Here is a 21,214-nt window from a genome sequence, read left to right on the forward strand (position 1 = left end):
CGCCGCAGCCGTCGCGAAGAGCTCAGTCCTCGTGCCCCAGTTGGAGGTCGCGCTCCGTGCGGCCGCCTCCCGCCATCCGCAGGACGGTGGCCACCGGCGGGTATCCGGCGGCGATGACGGTGTACTCGCCGGCCGACAGATCCACGAAGCGGAACAGCCCGTCGGGGCCGGTGGTCGCGGTGTCGACGACATTGCCGGCGGCGTCCAGGAGGGTGACCCTGGCATCCTCGACGGGGCGGCCGCCGCCGGCCCGTACGGTCCCGCGCAGCACCGCACCGCCGGCGAGCTCGACGTCCTGGCGGGTCTCCCGCGACGCCTGCACGGTCACCGGCAGCGCGGCGGGGCGGAAAGCGGGGGCGCTGGAGGCGAGCGTGTACTCGCCGGCCACCAACTCCCCGATGACATAGCCGCCTTCGCGTCCGCTGCGGGTGGTGGCGACGACCTCGCCGCGGACGTCGGTGAGGGTGACCATGGCATCGCGTACGGGCGTGCCGTCGGCGGTGGTGACGGTGCCCGCGAGGCGCCCCGCGCCGCCGAGCACCACGTCCAGCTCGACCGGCCGCTCGCCGACGGTGACACTGACGGCCTGCGGCTGGTGCCCGCCGGCCGCCGCGATCAGCACATACGAGCCGGCGCCCGGCGTGCTCAGCGCATACCGCCCGTCGTCGCCGGTGGCGCCGCGGCCGACCTGGCGGCCGGCGACGTCGATGAGGGTGAGCGCGGCGCGCGGCACGATGCTGCCGTCGTGGTGCTGAACGGTGCCGCACACCGGGACGCCGGCCGTGACGGTGGGGTGTCCGGTGGAGGCGTAGCCGTGTGCACGGGAGTACGTCGGTTGGCTGCCATGGGAGTGGGGGGCGGTCGCGTCCGCGGCGGAACGTGCCGGGGGTACGGCGGCGGGGTCGGCCGGATCGCCGTACGGAGCCTGCGGGGTCGGGGAGGCCTGCGGAGCAGGAGAGGCGTGGGACACCAGGGGTTTCTCTTTCAGGAAGAAGGCGAGCACAAGGCCCAGGACGAGGACCGGCACGAGGTAGAAGAAGATCCCCGGCATGGCGTGCGCATACGCGGCGACATAGCTGTCGCGCAGCGAGGCGGGCAGTGCGCGCACCAGTTGCGGGGTGATCGACTCCGGGTCGGGCAGCCGCGCCGACTCCGGCAGCCGGTCGCCGAGTTGGCGGGCCAGCCGGTCGGCGAAGAGGGTGCCGAAGAGGGCCGCGCCGACGCTGCCGCCGATCTGCCGGAAGTAGTTGGTGGCGCTGGTCGCGGTGCCGAGGTCGGCGGTGCGTACGGAGTTCTGCACGGCGAGCACCAGCACCGGCATGACGAAGCCGATGCCGAGGCCGAGGATGCCCATCCAGAGGCTGTAGTCCTCGCGCGGGGTGTCCTGCTGCATCCGCGACAGCAGCCACATCCCCACCGCGGCCGCCGCGCAGCCCAGTACGGGGAACACCTTGTAGTGCCCGGTGCGGCTGATGAGCTGACCGGAGACGATCGAGGCGAGGACGATGCCGCCCATCATGGGCAGCATCAGCAGCCCGGACTCGGTGGCCGTGGCCCCGTCGACCATCTGCAGGAAGGTCGGCAGGTAGCTGGCGGCGCCGAAGAGCGCCACACCGACGACGGCGCCGATCAGGCCGGTGAGATTGAAGATCGAGTCGCGGAACAGCCGCAGCGGGATGAGCGGTTCGGCGGCGAAGTGCTCGACGGCGAGGAACAGCAGGGCACAGCCGAGCGCACCGGCCCCGAGGCCGAGGACGACCCGCGAGTTCCAGGCGTACTCGGTGCCGCCCCAACTGGTCAGCAGGACCAGGCAGGTGGAGAACGCGGCGAGCAACAGCGCCCCCGCGACGTCCAGTCGGGCGCGGCGCGCGGGCCGGGGCAGCTTCAGCACGCAGGCGATGACGACGAGCGTCAGCGCGCCGAACGGGACGTTGAGGTAGAAGCACCAGCGCCAGGAGGCGTGGTCGGTGCAGAAGCCGCCGATCAGCGGCCCGGCCACGGAGGCGAGTCCGAAGGCGGCTCCGATCAGGCCCAGGTAGCGGCCGCGGGCCCGCGGCGGGACGACATCGGCGATGATCGCCTGGACGCCGATGATGAGGCCGCCGCCGCCGACGCCCTGGACGGCCCGGAAGATGATCAGCTCGTCCATGGTCCGCGACCAGCCGGCCAGCGCCGAGCCGACGGTGAAGACGAGGATGGCGAAGAGGAAGACGGGCTTGCGGCCGAAGAGATCGCCGAGCTTGCCGTAGAGCGGCAGTCCGATGGTCGAGGCGAGGAGGTAGGACGTCACCGCCCAGGACATCTCGCCCAGGCCGTGCAGCTCGCCGACGATCTTGGGGAGCGCGGTGGCGACGATCGTCTGGTCAAGGGCCGCGAGCAGCAGCGTCAGCATCAGGCCGAGGAAGACCATGCGGACCCGGCGGGGGCCGAGCGGCACCGGGGCACCGGGGGCGGGGCCCTTCGGTCCGTCGTTGGCGGCCGGAGCCGTTGTCGCGCCGGGGACGGGCGGACCGATCCACTCGACCCGCTCGCTCAGGATGGTGCCACCCACGTGCTGCTCCCCTCGTCACGCCTGTTGCCGCCCAATCTCTCGCATTGGGCGACAACACCGATCAACCGCGGCGAAAGGGTGCGTGCGGGGTGGGAAGGGGCATCAAGTACGTTGCCCGGGGCGCCTATTGGGCTCCCATCAGGGCTTTCCGTACGGAAGCGTTCCGGTGGCCCGGACACTTCGACTCACCGGAAACCACCCGAACCGGTGAGTGTGAAGGCATGCGCTCAGGGTGACGGGTGTGATCGCCGATCACTTCGCCACGTGGGCGGCGAGATTGTCGAGCAGGCTGTCGTAGATCCGGCCGAGCCCCTTGGGGGCGAAGGTCCGCTCGAAGAAACCGCCGATACCGCCGGCGCCCTGCCAGGTGGTGGTGACGACGACCTTGGCGCGCTTCTCGCCGGCCGGGGTGACGACCCAGGTGGTCACCATCGAGGAGTTGCGGTCCTTCTCCACGAGCTGACCGTCGGTCGGCTCGTCGACCTCCAGCAGGCAGTCGCGCACCCGCTTGCTCGTGGCCTGGAGCTTCCAGTGGACGAGGGTGCCCTTGCCGTCGCCGCCCTCACGGACCTCGTACTCGCTGAAGTGCTCGGGCAGCAGCTGCCGGCGCGTGCCGGAGTAGTCGGCGAGCGCGTCGAACACGTCCTCCGGGTCTGCCGCGATCTCGCGCTCCGTGATGGCCTCGACCTGACCCATATGTGTCTTCCTCCAGTACTCGACTGCCGGTCCTGCGATGCGCCGCCAAGCCAACCACCCCACGGCGGCGCGCCCAAATTCAGGGCCGCCGAGCCTCAAGGGAACATGTGTTCTATTATGGCGCCCGGGGGGCCCTGCAGGATCCAGAAGGAGGCCCGATGCGCTGGGACAATCTCGGCGAAAGCCCGTCCGCGCTGTTCGGTACGGACGTCGTCAGCCGGACGATCGACACCCCCGAATTCCGCGGGATCACCTTCCATGAAGTGCGCGCCCGCTCGATCGTGAACCGCGTGCCCGGCGCCTCGCGGATGCCGTTCGAATGGACCGTGAATCCCTACCGGGGGTGCAGTCATGCCTGTGTGTACTGCTTCGCGCGCAAGACGCACAGCTATCTCGACCTGGACACCGGGCAGGACTTCGACTCGCAGATCGTGGTGAAGGTCAACGCCCCCGAACTGCTGCGCCGCGAGCTGGCCGGGCGGCGCTGGCACGGTGACCACATAGCCATGGGCACGAACGTCGACTGCTATCAGCGCGCCGAGGGCCGCTACGGCCTGATGCCCGGCATCATCACGGCGCTGCGCGACTACGCTAACCCCTTCTCGATCCTCACCAAGGGCACGCTCATCCTGCGGGACCTGGCGCTGCTGCAGCAGGCCGCCGAGGTCACCGACGTCGGTATCTCCGTCTCCGTCGGCTTCCTGGACCGCGAGCTGTGGCGCACGGTCGAGCCCGGCACGCCCGCCCCCGAGCGCCGGCTGGACGTGGTGCGTACGCTCACCGCGCACGGCATCCCGTGCGGTGTGCTGATGGCGCCGGTGATCCCGTTCCTCGGGGACGCACCGGAGCAGCTGCGGGCCACGGTGCGCGCCATCGCCGAGGCCGGGGCCGGCTCCGTGACCCCGCTCGTGCTGCATCTGCGGCCCGGCGCCCGTGAATGGTTCATGGCGTGGCTGGAGCGCCACTACCCGCATCTGGTGCGGCGTTACCGGACGATGTACGGGGACGGCGCCTACGCCCCCACGTGGTACCAGCGCCGCATCACCCGCCAGGTCCACGAGTTCGCCGCGGAGTACGGCATCGGGCCCTCCCGCCCCGGCGCGGGTCGCAAGATCCCACCGGCGGACGCCGGCCCCGGACCGGCCGGTGCACCCCTCGGTGACGGACCCCACGCGCCCGCGGAACCAACCCAGTTGACCCTGATCTGACCCGGCCGGAGCGGTCAGGCCGAGGCGGCCGGAGCGGTCAGGCCGAGGGGGCCGGAGCCGCCGCCAGGGCCCGCGCCAGACGGTTGCGCGCCTCCGTCTGGACCCTGATCCGCTCGTCGATGACGGCGAGCCGCTCATGGGCGATGCGCAGGCCCTCGGCCGACGGCGGGGCGCTGGACATGTCGCCGTCCAGGCAGTGGGTGAAGCAGTGGACGTCGGCGAGCGTGAGCCCGGCCGCCAGGAGGTGGCAGATGTTGCGGACCCGTACGACCACGCACTCGTCGTAGCGCCGATAGCCGTTCGCCGCCCGCTCCGAGGCGATCAGCCCCGCGCGTTCGTAGTGGCGCAGCGCGCGCGGCGACACCCCCGTGAGCCCTGCCAGCTCCCCGATCCGCACCGGATCACCTCCCCGTCCGCCAGCGTTTCTACCAGGGCGGTGACGGGCGGCCCGGCCCGCCCCGCACGGACCGCCCCGCGGCCGTGCCCGTCAGCCGACCACCGCTCCCCCGTCGACCGGGAGGATCACCCCGGTCACGAACGACGCGGACGGCGCGGCGAGCCGGGTGACGGCCCACCGCCAGGACGCGCGCGCCCTCCGCCGCGAAGGCATGGGCGGTGGCACGTCCGATCCCGGTACCGGCCCCGGTGACGATCACGACTCTGCTGTCCGTTCCGGGCGCATCCGGCCCGGCGTACGTGGTGCGTTCCATGCCGGGAGTCTCGAACCCTGACACCTGGGACAAGGTCAAGCGGCTCCCCGGTCCTCGCACGGGAAAACTCCTTGACGGGCCTCCTACCCTCTCCTGCATGGAGGGGTCTGATGAACGGAGCCGGGCACAGCCACCGCACCGGGTACGCGTACGGGAGATGACCGAAGCCGATGTCGACGCGGTCTCGGCGGTACGGGTCCACGGCTGGCAGACGGCGTATCGCGGGCTGATGCCGCAGGAGTATCTGGACACGATGAGCGTGTCGGCGGATGCCGAGCGACGGCGGTCGTGGTTCGCGCGCCGGTCGCCGGAGGTGTCGGAGCTGGTGGCCGAGTGGGACGGTGAGGTCGTCGGCTGGGCGTGCGTCGGACCGGCCCGGGACCCCGATATCGCCCCGGGGGCCGAGGAGTTGCCCGCACCGGCGCCGACCGCGGGTGAGCTGCTCGCCCTCTATGTGGCGCCCTGCCTGATCGGCACCGGCGTCGGCCGTGCCCTGATGGCCGCCGGCACCGCCCGCGCACGGGCGAGCGGCTACCGCGCGCTGTATCTGTGGGTGGTTCGCGGCAACACCCGCGCCCAGCGGTTCTACGAACGGGCCGGTTTTGTGCCGGACGGGGCCGAGGAGGCGTTCGAGGTGGGCGGCCGCAGCGTCCCGGAGCTGCGCTACCGGCGCTCGCTGACACCGGAACCGGCACCGCCGCCACCGGTCCCCTCACCCCGCTCGGAGCCCTGACCCCGATCGCCGCCTGCCGCGCCGTCCGGCCCGTCCTCCGTCACCTCGGGTCCGGCCTGCGCCGTCTCGTCCTCGTGCACCCCCAGCCGTGCCAGTGACGCCGCCGCGGCGGCCGCCAGCCGGGGATGGGCGACGGCCGCGGTGAGCGTGGGAACCGCGCGCCGGTCGCCCAGCGCGCCCAGCCCCTCGACACAGGCGAGCGCCACCCGCCAGTAGGGGTTGTGCGGGGTCAGCAGCCGCTCCAGGGTCGCGATCAGCGCGGGTACGGACTGCGGTGCACGGAGTTCGGCGAGCAGCCTGACCGGGTGCAGGGCGTAGGCGGTGCGCAGCGGATTGGTGGCGAGTGCGGCGGCGGCGCGGGCGGTACGGGGGTCGCCGAGGCGGCCCAGGGCGTGCGCGGCGGTGGCGCAGCGCACCGGGTCGCGGTAGTTCAGTAACAGGACGAGTGTCTCGAAGGCCCGCTTGTCGCCGGCGCAGCCGAGGATGAAGGCGGCGATCTCCCTGGCCCACAGCGGACGTTCGACGGCGACCAGCATCCGGGCCAGTTCCTCCCGCCCGGCCGGGGTGTTCTTGCGGGCCAGCCCCAGCAACCGTTCGTAAGCGACCAGATCCTGTGGGGAGCGGAGTTCGGCGCGCACCCGGTCCGTCAACTCGTGGAATTCCTCTTCCATTTGCCGATCCCCTCCCACCGGGCCGCCCCGGCTCCCGCGACGTGGCCTGCACCACAGCCTAATGACCCCCGCTACCCCTGGCGCTCTGGTTACTCACCGGTTAACCTGCTGGAACGAGCAGCACCACTGCTCGGGCGGCCTGGTGACGCAGCCGCCACAGAGTGAAGTCGGTTCGGCACAGCACGACCTCAGTACGGAGAACACGGCACGGCCCCGGGACAGGGCTCGCCGCGCCTCCCGCCCCGCCGGCGCTCCCGCAGCGCTGCGGCTCCCGCGGCTCACCGCCGCTTCTCTGCCGCTGCGCAGGTCAGGTATCGCGCCGCGCGGATACCCCTCAGTCGTCACTTCTCCCCTGTATTCAGGGGAACACCCTCAGGAGTCTCGCGATGGGCCCTCAGTCCACCCCTGATCTCTCAACTGAAGCCTCCCCCCTGTCTCTTTCCACCGTCGCCATCGTCGGCCTGGGCACCATGGGCACCGGTATCGCCGAGGTGCTGGCGCGGGCCGGCCGCGAGGTCATCGGTATCGACACCGACGAAGCCGCGGCCCGGCATGCCGTCTCGGCCCTCGAAGCCGCCACCGCCCGCGCGGTGCAGCGCGAGCGGATCACGGAGCGGGAGCGGCAGGACATCCTGGCCCGGTTCCGCACCTTCACCGATGTGCAGGCCGCCGCGGACGCCGATCTCGTCATCGAGGTGGTGCCCGAGGACTACGAGCTCAAGCGGCAGGTCTTCGCCGAGCTGGACGCCGTGGTGCGGCCGGAGACCATCCTGGCCACCGGCACCAATGCGCTGTCCGTGACCCGGCTGGCCGCCGACTCGCAGCGCCCCGAGCGAGTGCTCGGCGTGCACTTCTTCAACCCCGCACCGGCCATGAAGCTGGTCGAGGTCGTCTCCTCCGTGCTCACCGCGCCGACCGCGGTCGCGGCCGTCACGGAGCTCGCCCACCACCTGGGCAAGGACCCGATCGCGGTGGGTGACCGCCCCGGCTTCGTCGCCGATGGCCTGCTGTTCGGGTACCTGAACCAGGCCGCGGCGATGTACGAGGCCAAGTACGCCACCCGCGAGGACATCGACGCCGCGATGCGGCTCGGCTGCGGTCTGCCCATGGGCCCGCTGGCGCTGCTCGACCTGATCGGCGTGGACACCGCGCGCACGGTCCTGGAGGCGATGTACGCCGACTCCCAGGACCGGCTGCACGCCCCCGCGCCGATCCTCGGCCAGCTGACCGAGGCGGGGCTGACCGGCCGCAAGGCGGGCCGCGGCTTCTACACGTACGACGCCCCGGGCAGCAGCACGGTCGTGCCGGACGCGGAGAGCCCGGCGGCCGCCGATGAGCTCACCGGCGGGCGTACGGTCACCGGCGTCGGCGTGGCCGGTTCCGGGACGATGGCCAGCGGTATCGCGGAGGTCTTCGCCAAGGCGGGCTTCAAGGTCGTGCTGGCCGCCCGCAGCCTGGAGAAGGCCGAGAAGGCCAAGGCCAGGATCGCCAAGTCGCTGGGCCGCTCCGTGGACAAGGGCCGGATGAGCGCCGAGGCCCGGGACACCGCGCTGGCGGCGATCACCCCGGCCGGTTCGCTGGACGCGTTCGCCGACGTGGACCTCGCGGTCGAGGCGGTGGCCGAGGATCTGGCGGTCAAGCAGGAGCTGTTCACGACGCTGGACAAGGTCTGCAAGCCGGGCGCCGTCCTGGCCACCACCACCTCGTCGCTGCCGGTCGTGGCCTGCGCCCGCGCCACCTCGCGCCCGCAGGACGTCATCGGGATGCACTTCTTCAACCCGGCGCCCGCCATGAAGCTGGTAGAGGTGGTGCGTACGGTCCTGACGGCCGACGATGTCCACGCCACCGTGCGGGCGGTCTGCACCAAGGTCCGCAAGCACCCGGTGGACTGCGGCGACCGGGCCGGATTCATCGTGAATGCGCTGCTGTTCCCGTACTTGAACAACGCGATCAAGATGGTCGAGGAGCACTATGCGACCCTGGACGACATCGACGCCGCCATGAAGCTCGGCGGCGGGTACCCGATGGGCCCGTTCGAACTCCTCGATGTGGTCGGCCTGGACGTGTCCCTGGCCATCGAGAAGGTGCTGCACGCCGAGTTCCGCGACCCCGGGCTGGCCCCGGCGCCGCTGCTGGAGCACCTCGTCGCCGCGGGCTGCCTCGGCCGCAAGACCGGCCGCGGCTTCCGTGAGTACGCCCGGCGCTGACGCGTGGCGGCACCCCGGCCCGGCCGGGGGAGGGTGGGGTGGACTGCTGGAACCTGACGGCGGTCCACCCCCGCTCACGGGGGCAAAGGCTGCACCTCATGCCGCAGGCCGCGTAAATATGCAGTACCGTCCCCACATGTCCCAGCCCGCTCGCACGCAACCCTCAGACGCCCCTGACACTCCCGGTACCCGTCGGGCGGCTGCGCAACGGCTCAAAATGCGCCGCGAATTGTCGGCGGCGGCGATGGAACTGTTTGCGACCAAGGGCTATGAGGCGACGACGGTCGATGAGATCGCGGCCGCAGCGGGCGTCGCCCGGCGTACCTTCTTCCGCCACTTCCGCTCCAAGGAAGAGGCGATCTTCCCCGACCACGACGACACCCTCGTCCGCGCGGAGGCCGTCCTGGACGCCGCTCCGCCGCACGAGAACCCGCTGGACACGGTCTGCCGCGGCATCAAGGAGGTCATGCGGATGTATGCGGCCTCCCCGGCCGTGTCGGTGGCCCGTTACAGCCTGACCCGCGAGGTCCCCACCCTGCGTGAGGCCGAGATCGCTTCGGTGGCCCGCTACGAGCGGCTGTTCACCCGCTATCTCCTGGGCCACTTCGACGAGGGCGCACACCGCGAGGGCGACGACGATCCGCTGCTCGCCGAGGTCGCGGCGTCCGCCGTGGTCACCGCGCACAACCACGTGCTGCGGCGCTGGCTGCGGGCCGGCGCGGAGGGCGATGTCGAGGCACAGCTCGACCATGCCTTCGAGATCGTCCGGGAGACCTTCGGCGCCGGCATCGGCGCGGGCCGCACCAGCGGCGGGGAGAATCCCCCGGCGGCCGTCTCGCGCGAGGGCGAGGTGCTGGTCGCGGTGGCCCGCACGGACGCCCCGCTGGACGAGGTCATGCGCACCATCCGCAAGGCGATCAAAGAACGGAAGTAACGGCCTTCCGGCCGGAACCGGACACGAGCGCGGCCCGGCACCCATGCACCGACCGGGCCGCGACACGGATGGCGTAACGCCCTCCCTGCGCACGCTGCGCACACCTCACCTTTCTTTGCGTGATCCGCAGGCCTCCCATCGGGGCTCTTTCGCTCATGCGTGCCGCCTGAATGACATCTGAGAGAAATTCTTGGCACTCAGTGTCTTGTCGCCTGGCACGCGGTGTCATACGTTGAAGGTGTCCGGGCGGCCGGCGTGCTGAAAACCCACGCACGCCGGCTGTCCCACCAGCCCCACGTGGCTGGCCGCCCGGATGCCTGCGTCACAGGCACTTCCCAGCTGCCGCTGGGCACCGCGCTCACCAGCGCTGCCAGGCACCGCGGCCGACGGCTCTGCGATCCCCGCAGAGGCGACGGCAACGGAGCCAACCCGGCCGAACCGACGGCACCACCTCCGCACCACCCCCGACGTTCCCTCAAGCCGTTCCTCAACGCGCTTCGCCGGAGGCACACCGTGAACGAAATCCTGGACGCAATCGTTGCGCCTGACACCACCAGCGCCGACTTCGCCGCGCTGACCATCCCCGAGTCCTACCGCGCGGTGACCGTGCACAAGGACGAGGCCGAGATGTTCGCAGGCCTGGAAACCAAGGAGAAGGACCCCCGCAAGTCGCTGCACATCGAGGATGTGCCGGTTCCCGAGCTGGGACCGGGCGAGGCACTGGTGGCCGTGATGGCCTCCTCCGTGAACTACAACTCGGTCTGGACCTCGATCTTCGAGCCCATGTCGACCTTCGCGTTCCTGGAGCGCTACGGCCGCCTCTCCCCGCTCACCAAGCGGCACGACCTGCCGTACCACGTCATCGGCTCCGACCTGGCCGGTGTGGTGCTGCGCACCGGGCCCGGCGTCAACGCCTGGGGCCCCGGCGACGAGGTCGTCGCGCACTGCCTCTCCGTCGAGCTGGAGTCCTCCGACGGCCACAACGACACCATGCTCGACCCCGAGCAGCGCATCTGGGGCTTCGAGACCAACTTCGGCGGCCTGGCCGAGATCGCGCTGGTCAAGTCCAACCAGCTGATGCCCAAGCCCCAGCACCTGAGCTGGGAGGAGGCGGCGTCGCCCGGTCTGGTCAACTCGACCGCGTACCGCCAGCTGGTCTCCCGCAACGGCGCCGGGATGAAGCAGGGCGACAACGTCCTGATCTGGGGCGCGAGCGGCGGACTCGGCAGTTACGCCACCCAGTTCGCGCTGGCCGGCGGCGCCAACCCGATCTGTGTGGTCTCCTCGGACCAGAAGGCGGAGATCTGCCGGAAGATGGGCGCCGAGGCGATCATCGACCGTAACGCCGAGGGCTACAAGTTCTGGAAGGACGAGCACAACCAGGACCCCAAGGAGTGGAAGCGCTTCGGCAAGCGCATCCGCGAGCTGACCGGCGGCGAGGACGTGGACATCGTCTTCGAGCACCCCGGCCGGGAGACCTTCGGCGCGTCCGTCTACGTCACGCGCAAGGGCGGCACCATCGTCACCTGCGCCTCGACCTCGGGCTACAACCACGAGTACGACAACCGCTACCTGTGGATGTCGCTGAAGCGGATCGTCGGCTCGCACTTCGCCAACTACCGCGAGGCGTGGGAGGCCAACCGCCTGATCGCCAAGGGCAAGATCCACCCGACCCTTTCGCGGACCTACAGCCTCGAAGAGACCGGGCAGGCGGCGTACGACGTGCACCGCAACCTCCACCAGGGCAAGGTCGGCGTGCTGGCACTGGCCCCCGAGGAGGGGATGGGCGTGCGCGACGAAGAAATGCGCGCAAAGCACCTCGACGCCATCAACCGGTTCCGGAACGTCTGAGGCAACTCGGACTTCCGGACCACGAAGATTCGAGCCTGATATGACTGAGCGTCAGAAGGATCGTCCGTGGCTGATGCGGACGTACGCCGGCCACTCCACCGCCGAGGCGTCCAACGAGCTGTACCGACGCAACCTCGCCAAGGGCCAGACCGGCCTGTCGGTCGCGTTCGACCTCCCGACGCAGACCGGATACGACCCCGACCACGTCCTCGCCCGCGGTGAGGTCGGCCGGGTCGGGGTCCCGGTGTCCCACCTCGGCGACATGCGACGGCTGTTCCAGGACATCCCGCTGGACCAGATGAACACCTCGATGACCATCAACGCGACGGCCATGTGGCTGCTGGCGCTGTACGAGGTGGTCGCCGAGGAGCAGGGCGCCGACATCTCCAAGCTGTCGGGGACGACACAGAACGACATCGTCAAGGAGTACCTGTCGCGCGGGACGCACGTCTTCCCGCCCGGCCCCTCGCTCCGGCTGACCACCGACATGATCACGTACACGGTGGCCCACATCCCCAAGTGGAACCCGATCAACATCTGCAGCTACCACCTGCAGGAGGCGGGCGCCACGCCGGTCCAGGAGATCGCGTATGCGATGAGCACCGCCATCGCGGTGCTGGACGCGGTGCGGGACTCCGGACAGGTGCCGGCGGAGAAGTTCGGCGATGTCGTGGCCCGTATCTCGTTCTTCGTGAACGCCGGTGTCAGGTTCGTCGAGGAGATGTGCAAGATGCGTGCCTTCGGCCGCATCTGGGACCGGATCACCCGTGAGCGCTACGGCATCGAGAACGAGAAGCAGCGCCGGTTCCGCTACGGCGTCCAGGTCAACTCGCTCGGTCTGACCGAGGCGCAGCCGGAGAACAACGTCCAGCGGATCGTCCTGGAGATGCTGGCCGTCACGCTCTCCAAGGACGCCCGGGCCCGGGCCGTGCAGCTCCCCGCCTGGAACGAGGCGCTGGGGCTGCCGCGCCCGTGGGACCAGCAGTGGTCGCTGCGGATCCAGCAGGTCCTGGCGCACGAGAGCGATCTGCTGGAGTACGAGGACATCTTCGCCGGCTCGCATGTCATCGAGGCCAAGGTGGACACGCTGGTCACCGAATGCTTCGCGGAGATCGAGCGGATCCAGGAGATGGGCGGCGCGATGGCCGCGGTGGAGTCCGGCTATCTCAAGTCGCAGCTGGTCTCCGCGCACGCCGAGCGGCGGGCCCGGATCGAGTCCGGCGAGGAGAAGATCGTCGGTGTCAACTGCTTCGAGGGCACCGAGCCCAACCCGCTCACCGCGGACCTCGACACGGCCATCATGACCGTCGACCCGGCCAACGAGGCGCGGGTGGTCCAGGGGCTGCACGACTGGCGGGACAACCGCGACGAGACGCGCGCCCAGGAGGCGCTGTCGGTCCTGAAGAAGACCGCGGCGGGCGACGGCAATCTCTTCGCGGCCACCGTGGAGTGCGCCCGTGCGGGTGTGACGACCGGCGAGTGGGCCTGGGCGCTGCGGGACGTCTTCGGCGAGTTCCGGGCACCCACGGGCGTCTCCAGCGCTCCCCTGGCGGTCGCCGCCGAGGAGGGCAGCCCGCTCGCCGCGGTCCGCGAGAAGGTCGCCAAGACCGCGGCCGAACTCGGCAGCGGCAAGCTGCGCCTGCTGGTCGGCAAGCCCGGCCTGGACGGGCACAGCAACGGCGCCGAGCAGATAGCCGTACGGGCCAGGGATGCCGGCTTCGAGGTGATCTACCAGGGCATCCGGCTGACCCCGGAGCAGATCGTCTCGGCCGCGGTCGCCGAGGACGTGCACTGTGTCGGTCTGTCGATCCTGTCCGGCTCGCACGCCGAGCTGGTGCCGGACGTACTGGCCCGGCTGCGCCGCACCGGCGTGGATGACATGCCCGTCATCGTCGGCGGCATCATCCCCTCCGCCGATGCTGCCGCGCTCCGGGAAGCCGGAGTGGCGGCCGTGTTCACCCCCAAGGACTTCGGTATTACGGAGATCATCGGCCGTATCGTCGACGAGATCCGGAAAGCGAACCAGCTCGACCCTCTGGAGGTCCCCGCATGACCCAGGTGAACCGTCTGCGCCCGCGGCGCTCCTGTCTCGCGGTCCCGGGCAGCAATCCGCGCTTCCTGGAGAAGGCCCAGGGGCTCCCGGCCGACCAGGTCTTCCTGGACCTGGAGGACGCCTGCGCGCCGCTCGCCAAGGAAGGCGCCAGGCACCACATCGTCGAGGCGCTGAACGACGGCGACTGGACCGGCAAGACCCGGGTCGTGCGGGTCAACGACTGGACGACGCACTGGACGTACCGGGACGTCATCACGGTCGTCGAGGGCGCGGGCCCCAACCTCGACTGCCTCATGCTGCCGAAGGTCCAGGACGCCCAGCAGATCGTGGCGCTGGACCTGCTGCTGACGCAGATCGAGAAGACCATGGGCTTCGAGGTCGGCAGGATCGGCATCGAGGCGCAGATCGAGAACGCCAAGGGCCTGGTGAACGTCGACGAGATCGCCGGCGCCTCACCGCGCCTGGAGACCATCATCTTCGGCCCGGCCGACTTCATGGCGTCCATCAACATGAAGTCGCTGGTGGTCGGCGAGCAGCCGCCCGGCTATGGGGCGGATGCCTATCACTACATCCTGATGCGCATTCTGATGGCCGCCCGTACCTACGATCTGCAGGCGATCGACGGACCGTACCTTCAGATCAAGAATGTTGACGGCTATCGCGAGGTCGCCGGCCGCGCCGCCGCCCTGGGCTTCGACGGCAAGTGGGTGCTGCACCCGGGTCAGGTCGAGGCCGCCAACGAGGTGTTCTCGCCCTCCCAGGAGGACTACGACCACGCCGAGCTGATCCTGGACGCCTACGAGTGGCACACCTCGGAGGCGGGCGGAGCCAAGGGTTCCGCGATGCTCGGCGACGAGATGATCGACGAGGCGAGCCGGAAGATGGCGCTGGTCGTCGCCGGCAAGGGCCGGGCCGCCGGCATGACCCGCACGTCCAAGTTCGAGGCCCCGGAGGCATAAGCACCATGCAGTTCGGCCGTACCTATGAAGAGTTCACCGTCGGCGATGTGTACAAGCACTGGCCGGGGAAAACCGTCACGGAATACGACGACCACCTCTTCTGTCTGCTCACGATGAATCATCACCCGCTGCACATGGACAGCAACTACGCGGAGCAGACCACCGATTTCGGCAAGAACGTCGTCGTCGGCAACTACATCTACTCCCTGCTGCTGGGCATGTCGGTGCCCGACGTTTCCGGAAAGGCCATCGCCAATCTGGAGATCGAGTCGCTGAAGCATGTGGCGCCCACCTTCCACGGCGACACGCTCTACGGCGAGACGACCGTGCTCGACAAGACGCCGTCCCGTTCCAAGTCGGACCGCGGCATCGTGCACGTCGAGACCAAGGGTTACAAGCAGGATGGCACCCTGGTCTGCGTCTTCCGGCGCAAGGTCATGGTCCCCACGGCCACCTACATCAAGGAGCGCGGCGGCGAGCAGCCCGGCCGCCCGGAGCTGCAGGCCCCTCCGGCCAAGAAGGAGAAGTAGCCATGACCCGTCTCGCGCAGACCGAGGGCCTGACCGATATCCAGCGGGAAATCCTCTCCACCGTCCGCGACTTCGTGGACAAGGAGATCCTGCCGGTCGCCACGGAGCTGGAGCACCGCGACGAATATCCCTCGCAGATCGTCGAGGGCCTCAAGGAACTCGGCGTGTTCGGCCTGATGATTCCCGAGGAGTACGGCGGTCTGGGTGAGTCCCTTCTCACCTACGCGCTGACCGTGGAGGAGATCGCCCGCGGCTGGATGAGCGTCTCGGGCATCATCAACACCCACTTCATCGTGGCGTACATGCTCAAGCAGCACGGCACACAGGAGCAGAAGGACTATTTCCTGCCGAAGATGGCGGCCGGTGAAATCCGCGGCGCCTTCTCGATGTCGGAGCCGGCACTCGGCTCGGACGTATCGGCCATTTCGTCCAAGGGTGTGCGGGAGGGCGACGATTACGTCCTCAACGGCCAGAAGATGTGGCTCACCAACGGCGGTTCGTCGACGCTCGTCGCGGTGCTGTGCCGTACGGACGAGGGCCACCCGGAGGGCACCGCCCGGCACAAGTCGATGACGACCTTCCTCGTGGAGAAGGAGGCCGGCTTCGGTGAGGTGCGGCCCGGCCTGACCATTCCGGGCAAGATCGACAAGATGGGCTACAAGGGGGTCGACACCACCGAACTGATCATGGACGGGCTGCGGATCCCGGCCGATCGGGTGCTCGGCGGGGAGACCGGACGTGGCTTCTATCACATGATGGACGGCGTCGAGGTCGGCCGGGTCAATGTAGCCGCCCGCGGCTGCGGTGTCGCCCAGCGCGCCTTCGAGCTGGGTGTTTCGTACGCACAGCAGCGACACACCTTCGGCAAGCCGATCGCCCAGCACCAGGCCATCCAGTTCAAACTGGCGGAAATGGCGACAAAGGTCGAGGCGGCGCATGCGATGATGGTTAACGCCGCTCGCAAAAAGGACTCCGGCCAGCGAAACGACCTCGAGGCGGGCATGGCCAAGTACCTGGCCTCCGAGTACTGCAAGGAGGTAGTGGAAGACGCTTTCCGCATCCACGGCGGCTACGGCTTCTCCAAGGAGTACGAGATCGAGCGGCTCTACCGCGAGGCCCCGATGCTCCTGATCGGCGAAGGTACCGCCGAGATCCAGAAAATGATCATTGGGCGACGGCTACTCGAGGAGTACCGGATCCAGGGGTGAACATCCGGTTTGGGCTGCTTTGGTCTAGACGAAGATCACACCCCGTCATCGTTCTTCGGCCACGGATTGGCTCTGGCTCTTGGCCAGTTGCCGCTCGCAACCGATAGCATCCCCGGAAAGCCGCCGTCCCCCGTATCCATACGCGGCATCCTCCGCTACGAAGGTCATCCATGCCCCACAGCCAATCCTCTGCACAACGCGGTCGCGTCCGCCTCGCGCGCGGAGCGTCGCCGTGGCTCCTGCCGACCGTTGCCACGGCAGCGGTCAGCCTCGTCCGCTCCCGCCGGTCGGGTCGCTGGGCCGCCGTTGCCGTGCCCACCACCGCACTGGCGGCGGGCATGCTGTGGTTTTTCCGCGACCCGGAGCGGGAGATCGCTCAGGGCCGTGTCATCTCCCCGGCCGACGGCGTGGTGCAGAGCATCATGCCGTGGAAGGACGGACGCACCCGCGTCGCGATCTTCATGAGCCCGCTGAACGTCCACGTCAACCGTGCGCCGCTGGCTGGCACGGTGACGTCCGTGGAGCACATCCCCGGCGGGTTCGTCCCGGCGTTCAACAAGGAGAGCGAGAACAACGAGCGGGTCGTCTGGCACTTCGACACCGAGCTCGGCGACATCGAGATGGTGCAGATCGCCGGCGCGGTGGCCCGCCGTATCGTCCCCTACGTGCCCGAGAGCACCAAGGTGGAGCAGGGCGAGCGGATCGGCCTGATCCGCTTCGGCTCGCGCGTCGACGTCTACCTCCCGGAGGGCGTCGAGGTGGCGGTCGAGGTCGGCCAGGCGACCACCGCGGGGGTGACTCGTCTTGACCGTGATTGATCCCGAGACACAGGCGGGCTGGGCACCCGAGACCGACGAGGACGACGACGACATGCCGCTGTCCACGCGGCTGTCAATAGCGGACACCCTGACCCTCGGCAACGCGATCTGCGGCTTCATGGCCGTGTACTTCACCACCACCGGGGTCCTCATCCCGCATCTGACGGGCACCGATGACGGCGGGATGGCCCGGCACAGTGCGGCGATGGCCGTGATCCTGATGCTGCTGGCGTCGGTCTTCGACCTCTTCGACGGACTGGTGGCGCGCAAGCTGCGGGCCTCGGCGATGGGGGCCGAGCTCGACAACCTCTCCGACCTGATCAGCTTCGGCCTGGCGCCCGCGTACTTCGTCGTGACCTGGGGCATGGTCGCCCAGGACGCACATCAGCGGGTGTCGGTGGTCGCCGCGGTCGTGGTGCTGCTGGCGGTGGTGCTCCGGCTTGCGCGGTTCTCCTGCGTCACACTGCGTGACGGCATCTTCCAGGGCATGCCGAGCCCCTTCGGCGCCCTGACCGTCGTCGCGATCGTGCTGCTGGAGCTGCCGTTCGTGCCGACGCTGCTGGCGATCGTCGGGGTGGCCTGGCTGATGGTGAGCCGGGTCGAGTACCCCAAGCCGCGGGGGCGGCTCGCGGTGGCGGTGCTCAGCTGGATCGTGCTCAGCATGGGCATGCTCACGGCCTGGGCGCTGGACGCCCCCGGGGGCCAGCTGCTGCTGCAGACCGGCTGCGCCCTGCAGGTGGTCATGGGCGCGATGATCCCGCTGTTCGCGACGGCCCGGAGGGTCAACACCTTCCGCGACAACCGCCGCGAGTCGCGGGCCGAGTCCCGCGCCGCACAGCTCCCCTAGCCTCAACGAAAACCACGCCGCGGGCCCCGAGCGAACTCTTCGCTCGGGGCCCGCGGCGTGGTGGTGTGTACGGCCCGCAGCGGGCCGCACCGTGCCTCAGACGAGGAAGTCCCGCGCCAGCTGCTCCGCCGCCCGCTCCAGCAGCGGGCCCGCCTCGGCCATACAGCGGGCCGGGTCGGGCTCCAGATCCGTCAGGGCGTAGGCCCGCCGGATGCCGGCCGCGTCGAGCGCCTCCTGCGGCAGCTGGAGCCGGCCGCAGACCGCGACCACGTCCAGGCCGGCCGCGCGGGCCGCGGCGGCGACCCCGGCCGGCGCCTTGCCGTGCAGTGTCTGTGTGTCGAGCGAGCCCTCACCGGTGATGACGAAGGTGGCCTTCGCCAGCGCCGGGGCGAAGCCCAGGACGTCGAGCATCACGTCGATGCCCGGCCGGAACGTCGCGTCCAGGCCGACCAGCGCGCCGTAGCCGATCCCGCCGGCGGCGCCCGCGCCGGGCGCCAGGGAGTCTTCCGCGGCCTTCGGGCCCACCGCGCGGCGCAGCACCTCGGCATAGTGCACCAGCGCGGCGTCCAGAGTGGCCACGTCCGCCTCGCTGGCGCCCTTCTGCGGACCGTAGACCGCCGGGGCGCCCTTCGGGCCCGTGAGCGGGTTGTCGACATCGCTGGCGAGCACGATCGTGGTCTTCGCCAGCCGGGGGTCCAGCCCCGACAGATCGGCGGTGACCAGGTCGCGCAGCGGGCCGCCGCCGGGGGCGACCGGCTCGCCGTCCGCGTCCAGGAACCGGGCGCCCAGCGCCGCGAGCATGCCGGCGCCGCCGTCGGTCGTGGCGCTGCCGCCGACGCCGAAGACGATCGAGGTCGCGCCCGCGTCGAGGGCCGCGAGCAGCAGCTCGCCGGTGCCGTACGTGGTCGCCGTCAAGGGCGCGAAGACGCCCTCCGGGAGGTGCTGGAGCCCGGAGGCCTCCGCCATCTCCACCACCGCGGTGCCTCCCCCAGCTGCCGCTGGGGGTGCCCCCACGCGCAGCGCGAAGGTGGCCGTCACCGGCGCACCGGTCGGGCCGGTGACTCGTGCCTCGTGGCGGGTGAAGCCGGCCGCCAGTGCCGCCGCGACCGTGCCGTCGCCGCCGTCCGCGACCGGGACGGCAGCGACGTCCAGGCCGGGGACCACACGCCGAAGACCGGCGCTGACATGCTCGGCGACCTCGACGGCCGTGAGCGAACCCTTGAATTTGTCCGCGGCGATCAGCACATGTGCTGTGGGTGTCCTTGCTGCGTCCGCCACCGTGTTTCCCCTTGCTTTCGAACTGGCAGTCGCGCCGTTGTGACCTTATCCGGCGGGGGGCCCCGCGAACAGGGCACTTCGGTCCGGGGCGCTGCCGAGCGCCCCCGGGGTGCGCCGCCAAGATCCACCGTCCCGGCGTGGCCCGGACCCGTTCCGTCTAGGCTCGCGCCGTGACCACCATGGACTACGCCACGTACCTCGCCGGCCTGCCCCGCGTGCTCGCGGGCGCGGGCGTCATCTTCCGCGACGCGGACGGCCGCCTGCTGCTCGTGGAGCCCAACTACCGCGACACCTGGATCCTGCCGGGCGGCACGGTCGAGTCGGACCACGGTGAGTCGCCCCGTCAGGCCGCCCGTCGCGAGACCGCCGAGGAGATCGGTCTGGACGTGGAGCCGGGCGCGCTGCTCACCATCGACTGGGTGCGCGGCAAGGACCGGCCGCCGCTGGTGTCGTACCTCTACGACGGCGGAGTGCTGGACGCCGCGCAGCTGTCCGCGATCCGCGTCCAGGAGGAGGAGCTGCTCTCCTGGCGCATGGTGCACTGGGACGAGGCCCAGACCCTGGTGAACCGGGAGATGGCCCTGCGTATCGGCGCCGCCCTGAAGGCCCTCGCGGACGGCTCCGGACCGGCGGAACTGGAGGACGGCGTGCCGCCGCCCGGGGCTGACGGTACGTCCGGATAATCCGGGCGGCGGACGGTCAGCGCGGCCTAGCCTGGCGGCATGGATGACATGGCCGCGAAGCTCGCCCAGGTGCCGGGAGTGGTCGGGGTGATGCTCGGGGGAAGCCGGGCACGGGGCACGCATCGGCCCGACTCCGACTGGGATCTGGGTGTCTACTACCGGGGCGAGCCGGATCTCGCGGCCCTGAAGGCGCTGGCCGGCGAGGTGACCGGTGGCTCCGTGGAGGTGTACGGGCCGGGCGCGTGGGGCCCGTGGGTCAACGGCGGGGCCGCGTGCTCGCCGACATCGGCGGGGAACTGGCCCGTCTCCGCCACGAGACCCGTGCCTACCCCGAGGCCCTGCGCCGGTGATCTCGGGTGCGGGGAAGCGGAGTTGAAGCGCTCGTGGGAGACGGCGGCGGAGCTGGTGGACGAGGTGCGGGGCGTCGTCGAGGGCTGAGGCCGGGGACGACCCGGCGGGGGTAGCACGTGCCGTACGGGCCTACCCGTACGGACCTTCCCGTACGGGACCTCCCTTACGGGCCTTCGTACGGGCTCCGCACGGGCCTCCTCAGTGGGGACGGGCTTCCTCAGCGGGGACGGGCTTCCTCAGCGGCTGATGCCGACCGCATGGCCGTAGGTCTGCGGGTCGTTCACGAAGTCGAGCATGGCGCGGGCCACGTCGGCGCGGGTGATGACGTCACCGGCCGGGCCGGCCTCGACGGCGTGGCGGTAGCGGCCCTCGCCGGGCTTGTCGAGCAGGCGGGGCGGGCGGACCGCCGTCCAGTCGAGAGCGCTGTCGCGCAGTACGGTCTCCATCCGTTCCAGGTCGGTGTAGAGCTCCTTGAGAGCCGCCCACAGAAGGGGGCCGAACAGCCGGCGGGTGAGGAACGACTGACCCGTTCCGGTGCGGTTGAGCGGGGCCGCGCTGACCACGAGAAGACGCCGTACGCCGGTGGCAGTCATCGCCTCGACGAGTGCGCGGGCCGAGGTGGAGGCGGGCCGCAGCGGGTCGTGCCGGCCCGCCTGGCCGATGCCGGAGAGCACCGCGTCGGCGCCGCCGACCACCGCCTTGACGGACGCGGCGTCGAGCGCGTCCGCGCGGACGACCGTCAGACGCTCATGCCGCTCGGTCAGCTTCTGCGGGCTGCGCAGCGCGGCGGTCACCTCGTGGCCGTCGGCCAGGGCGTGGGTGACGAGCTGTCGGCCGACGCCGCCCGACGCACCGAGAACGGTGAGTTTCATGATCTCTCCAGGGAACGGCAAGAGGTGAGTGAGTACTTACCCACAAGTGTGGGT

18 protein-coding genes and 2 pseudogenes are annotated in these 21,214 nt (G+C 70.4%); 13 read left to right on the forward strand and 7 right to left on the reverse strand.

Annotation, left to right across the window (positions count from 1 at the left end; translation table 11 throughout):
• Positions 1-22 precede the first annotated feature (22 nt).
• Together ACGFWI_RS27740 and ACGFWI_RS27745 are read right to left on the reverse strand one after the other, a co-directional pair.
• The gene (locus tag ACGFWI_RS27740; RefSeq protein WP_393908763.1) at positions 23-2,551 is read right to left on the reverse strand and encodes an MFS transporter; all 2,529 of its coding nucleotides are present in this window, start codon (positions 2,549-2,551) and stop codon (positions 23-25) included.
• Between the two features lie 252 nt (positions 2,552-2,803).
• Positions 2,804-3,247: an SRPBCC family protein gene (locus ACGFWI_RS27745; protein WP_393908764.1), complete on the reverse strand. Its 444-nt coding sequence runs from the start codon at positions 3,245-3,247 to the stop codon at positions 2,804-2,806.
• A gap of 158 nt (positions 3,248-3,405) precedes the next feature.
• Between ACGFWI_RS27745 and ACGFWI_RS27750 the strand changes: the two genes are divergently transcribed.
• Positions 3,406-4,455: an Rv2578c family radical SAM protein gene (locus tag ACGFWI_RS27750; protein ID WP_393908765.1), complete on the forward strand. Its 1,050-nt coding sequence runs from the start codon at positions 3,406-3,408 to the stop codon at positions 4,453-4,455.
• Between the two features lie 37 nt (positions 4,456-4,492).
• Here the strand turns inward: ACGFWI_RS27750 and ACGFWI_RS27755 are convergent, their stop codons facing one another.
• Together ACGFWI_RS27755 and ACGFWI_RS27760 are read right to left on the reverse strand one after the other, a co-directional pair.
• Positions 4,493-4,852: a MerR family transcriptional regulator gene (locus ACGFWI_RS27755; protein WP_393908766.1), complete on the reverse strand. Its 360-nt coding sequence runs from the start codon at positions 4,850-4,852 to the stop codon at positions 4,493-4,495.
• 151 nt (positions 4,853-5,003) lie between these two features.
• Positions 5,004-5,165 (reverse strand): annotated as a pseudogene (locus ACGFWI_RS27760) (SDR family NAD(P)-dependent oxidoreductase); the annotation flags it as partial.
• 157 nt (positions 5,166-5,322) lie between these two features.
• On the opposite strand from ACGFWI_RS27760, the gene ACGFWI_RS27765 reads away from it, so the two are divergent.
• The gene (locus tag ACGFWI_RS27765; protein ID WP_393908867.1) at positions 5,323-5,898 is read left to right on the forward strand and encodes a GNAT family N-acetyltransferase; all 576 of its coding nucleotides are present in this window, start codon (positions 5,323-5,325) and stop codon (positions 5,896-5,898) included.
• On the opposite strand, the gene ACGFWI_RS27770 is transcribed toward ACGFWI_RS27765, so the two are convergent.
• Complete coding sequence (locus tag ACGFWI_RS27770) at positions 5,829-6,569, reverse strand: HEAT repeat domain-containing protein (protein ID WP_393908767.1); 741 nt, start codon at positions 6,567-6,569, stop codon at positions 5,829-5,831. The genes ACGFWI_RS27765 and ACGFWI_RS27770 overlap by 70 nt on opposite strands.
• A 386-nt stretch (positions 6,570-6,955) precedes the next feature.
• On the opposite strand from ACGFWI_RS27770, the gene ACGFWI_RS27775 reads away from it, so the two are divergent.
• From ACGFWI_RS27775 to pssA, 9 genes are all read left to right on the forward strand, one after another.
• Positions 6,956-8,776 carry a 3-hydroxyacyl-CoA dehydrogenase family protein gene (locus tag ACGFWI_RS27775; protein ID WP_393908768.1) on the forward strand — a complete coding sequence of 607 codons (1,821 nt, stop codon included), beginning with the start codon at positions 6,956-6,958 and terminating at the stop codon, positions 8,774-8,776.
• Positions 8,777-8,912: 136 nt separating this feature from the next.
• Complete coding sequence (locus ACGFWI_RS27780; RefSeq protein ID WP_393908769.1) at positions 8,913-9,710, forward strand: TetR family transcriptional regulator; 798 nt, start codon at positions 8,913-8,915, stop codon at positions 9,708-9,710.
• 513 nt (positions 9,711-10,223) lie between these two features.
• Complete coding sequence (gene ccrA / locus ACGFWI_RS27785; protein ID WP_393908770.1) at positions 10,224-11,561, forward strand: crotonyl-CoA carboxylase/reductase; 1,338 nt, start codon at positions 10,224-10,226, stop codon at positions 11,559-11,561.
• A 40-nt stretch (positions 11,562-11,601) separates the two neighbouring features.
• Positions 11,602-13,614, forward strand: coding sequence for a protein meaA (locus ACGFWI_RS27790; protein WP_393908771.1), 2,013 nt, complete (start codon positions 11,602-11,604; stop codon positions 13,612-13,614).
• Positions 13,611-14,573, forward strand: coding sequence for an HpcH/HpaI aldolase/citrate lyase family protein (locus tag ACGFWI_RS27795; RefSeq protein ID WP_393908772.1), 963 nt, complete (start codon positions 13,611-13,613; stop codon positions 14,571-14,573). Before ACGFWI_RS27790 ends, ACGFWI_RS27795 begins: the two co-directional genes overlap by 4 nt.
• 5 nt (positions 14,574-14,578) lie before the next feature.
• Positions 14,579-15,103 (forward strand): MaoC family dehydratase, encoded by a 525-nt coding sequence (locus tag ACGFWI_RS27800; RefSeq protein WP_127153888.1) that lies wholly within the window; start codon positions 14,579-14,581, stop codon positions 15,101-15,103.
• A 2-nt stretch (positions 15,104-15,105) separates the two neighbouring features.
• On the forward strand, positions 15,106-16,311 hold the full coding sequence (locus ACGFWI_RS27805) for an acyl-CoA dehydrogenase family protein (RefSeq protein WP_393908773.1): 1,206 nt from the start codon (positions 15,106-15,108) through the stop codon (positions 16,309-16,311).
• Positions 16,312-16,481: 170 nt separating this feature from the next.
• Positions 16,482-17,129, forward strand: a complete 648-nt coding sequence (locus ACGFWI_RS27810) for a phosphatidylserine decarboxylase (RefSeq protein ID WP_393908774.1) — start codon at positions 16,482-16,484, stop codon at positions 17,127-17,129.
• Positions 17,116-17,976, forward strand: coding sequence for a CDP-diacylglycerol--serine O-phosphatidyltransferase (pssA, locus tag ACGFWI_RS27815; RefSeq protein WP_393908775.1), 861 nt, complete (start codon positions 17,116-17,118; stop codon positions 17,974-17,976). Before ACGFWI_RS27810 ends, pssA begins: the two co-directional genes overlap by 14 nt.
• Before the next feature lie 96 nt (positions 17,977-18,072).
• On the opposite strand, the gene ACGFWI_RS27820 is transcribed toward pssA, so the two are convergent.
• Complete coding sequence (locus tag ACGFWI_RS27820; RefSeq protein ID WP_393908868.1) at positions 18,073-19,221, reverse strand: glycerate kinase; 1,149 nt, start codon at positions 19,219-19,221, stop codon at positions 18,073-18,075.
• Between the two features lie 212 nt (positions 19,222-19,433).
• Between ACGFWI_RS27820 and ACGFWI_RS27825 the strand changes: the two genes are divergently transcribed.
• Positions 19,434-19,937, forward strand: a complete 504-nt coding sequence (locus ACGFWI_RS27825) for an NUDIX domain-containing protein (protein WP_393908869.1) — start codon at positions 19,434-19,436, stop codon at positions 19,935-19,937.
• 48 nt (positions 19,938-19,985) lie between these two features.
• Positions 19,986-20,207: pseudogene (locus ACGFWI_RS27830) on the forward strand (nucleotidyltransferase domain-containing protein); the annotation flags it as partial.
• A 317-nt stretch (positions 20,208-20,524) separates the two neighbouring features.
• Here ACGFWI_RS27830 and ACGFWI_RS27835 read toward each other — a convergent pair.
• Entirely contained in the window at positions 20,525-21,160 is a 636-nt protein-coding gene (locus ACGFWI_RS27835; protein ID WP_393908776.1) for an NAD(P)-dependent oxidoreductase, read from the reverse strand.
• Positions 21,161-21,214: the final 54 nt, after the last annotated feature.

Origin of the sequence: Streptomyces sp. NPDC048434 (genome assembly GCF_043200375.1) — a bacterium.
Classification (GTDB): domain Bacteria; phylum Actinomycetota; class Actinomycetes; order Streptomycetales; family Streptomycetaceae; genus Streptomyces.

Bases quoted from the DNA above. Each gene is read 5' to 3' on its own strand.
- ACGFWI_RS27745 (WP_393908764.1), bottom strand. From the start codon at position 3,247: ATGGGTCAGGTCGAGGCCATCACGGAGCGCGAGATCGCGGCAGACCCG.
- ACGFWI_RS27750 (WP_393908765.1), top strand. From the start codon at position 3,406: ATGCGCTGGGACAATCTCGGCGAAAGCCCGTCCGCGCTGTTCGGTACG.
- ACGFWI_RS27765 (WP_393908867.1), top strand. From the start codon at position 5,323: ATGACCGAAGCCGATGTCGACGCGGTCTCGGCGGTACGGGTCCACGGC.
- ACGFWI_RS27770 (WP_393908767.1), bottom strand. From the start codon at position 6,569: ATGGAAGAGGAATTCCACGAGTTGACGGACCGGGTGCGCGCCGAACTC.
- ACGFWI_RS27775 (WP_393908768.1), top strand. From the start codon at position 6,956: ATGGGCCCTCAGTCCACCCCTGATCTCTCAACTGAAGCCTCCCCCCTG.
- ACGFWI_RS27780 (WP_393908769.1), top strand. From the start codon at position 8,913: ATGTCCCAGCCCGCTCGCACGCAACCCTCAGACGCCCCTGACACTCCC.
- ACGFWI_RS27790 (WP_393908771.1), top strand. From the start codon at position 11,602: ATGACTGAGCGTCAGAAGGATCGTCCGTGGCTGATGCGGACGTACGCC.
- ACGFWI_RS27795 (WP_393908772.1), top strand. From the start codon at position 13,611: ATGACCCAGGTGAACCGTCTGCGCCCGCGGCGCTCCTGTCTCGCGGTC.
- ACGFWI_RS27800 (WP_127153888.1), top strand. From the start codon at position 14,579: ATGCAGTTCGGCCGTACCTATGAAGAGTTCACCGTCGGCGATGTGTAC.
- ACGFWI_RS27805 (WP_393908773.1), top strand. From the start codon at position 15,106: ATGACCCGTCTCGCGCAGACCGAGGGCCTGACCGATATCCAGCGGGAA.
- ACGFWI_RS27810 (WP_393908774.1), top strand. From the start codon at position 16,482: ATGCCCCACAGCCAATCCTCTGCACAACGCGGTCGCGTCCGCCTCGCG.
- ACGFWI_RS27825 (WP_393908869.1), top strand. From the start codon at position 19,434: ATGGACTACGCCACGTACCTCGCCGGCCTGCCCCGCGTGCTCGCGGGC.
- ACGFWI_RS27835 (WP_393908776.1), bottom strand. From the start codon at position 21,160: ATGAAACTCACCGTTCTCGGTGCGTCGGGCGGCGTCGGCCGACAGCTC.